Here is a 1,037-nt window from a genome sequence, read left to right on the forward strand (position 1 = left end):
TATGGCTATGTTGTCTTTCGGTGTTGGTGAACTATAGTTAATGTACTGAAACCCAACAACGGCAGGTGCAATATGGCTTCCAAGCAGTTTCAAAATATACTACATCACATTACCAACTTAAATTACGCTCAACTTAAAAAGCTTCGCCACGAAGTTGAATCAAATATTGCCACTAACCAAGTAGGTCAAGCTATTGCCGACCATGAGGAATCAATATCTCATTGCCCCCATTGTGATTCACATAATCTAAATCGTTGGGGAATGACAAAGCAAGGAATTCAGCGCTTTAAGTGCAAATCATGCAACAAAACATTTAATGCACTTGCAGACTCACCACTTTACCGAATGAAAAAGGCTGAGAAGTGGATCGAATATACCAAATTAATGTGGGAAGGCGTATCCCTTAGAAAATCAGCTAAAGCTTTGGATATAACACTTAGAACGTCATTTCGTTGGCGACATATGTTTATTAAAGCCCCTGCCAGCTTTAATCCTTCAGTACTAACGGGTGTTATTGAAGCTGATGAAACATCTTTACCAGAATCTTTTAAAGGTAAGAGGGCTATTAACCGTAAGTCACGTAAACGTGGTGGTGGAAAAATCGAAAAAGTCCCTATTTTCATTGCTCTTGATCGTAGTGGTGCTATATCTCACAAGGTTTTAGAACGAAATACAAAAGAAAATATTCAAGCACAATTGAAGCCTTTATTATCATCAGGCTCAGTGCTTTGTACTGATGGAAACTTATCGTATAAAGGTATTGCTAAAGAACTCGACATTGACCATAAACGTTTGATTGGGTTGGATAACCAAAGAGTGGTAGAAGGTATTTACCATATCCAAACACTTAATAATTATATGATGCGATGGAAGGCATGGTTAAGACGTTTTAATGGCATTGGTACAGACTACATTGAGAATTATTTAAGCTGGTTTAGGTTTATGGAAGATAACACTGAGTATTCAGATCAAACATGGATAAAAGAAGCATTATGATATGAATTTTTTATACCCACACTCAACTACAACACAGCCTT

The 1,037-nt window shown here is 37.1% G+C and carries 1 protein-coding gene; it reads left to right on the top strand.

The features are described from left to right. Positions 1 to 72: 72 nt before the first annotated feature. Complete coding sequence (locus tag H5186_RS22540) at positions 73 to 996, top strand: IS1595 family transposase (RefSeq protein ID WP_096036035.1); 924 nt, start codon at positions 73 to 75, stop codon at positions 994 to 996. Positions 997 to 1,037: the final 41 nt, after the last annotated feature.

The organism is Pseudoalteromonas sp. SG41-2 (genome assembly GCF_014164535.1).
Lineage (GTDB): Bacteria > Pseudomonadota > Gammaproteobacteria > Enterobacterales > Alteromonadaceae > Pseudoalteromonas > Pseudoalteromonas rhizosphaerae.

Bases quoted from the DNA above. Each gene is read 5' to 3' on its own strand.
- H5186_RS22540 (WP_096036035.1), top strand. From the start codon at position 73: ATGGCTTCCAAGCAGTTTCAAAATATACTACATCACATTACCAACTTA.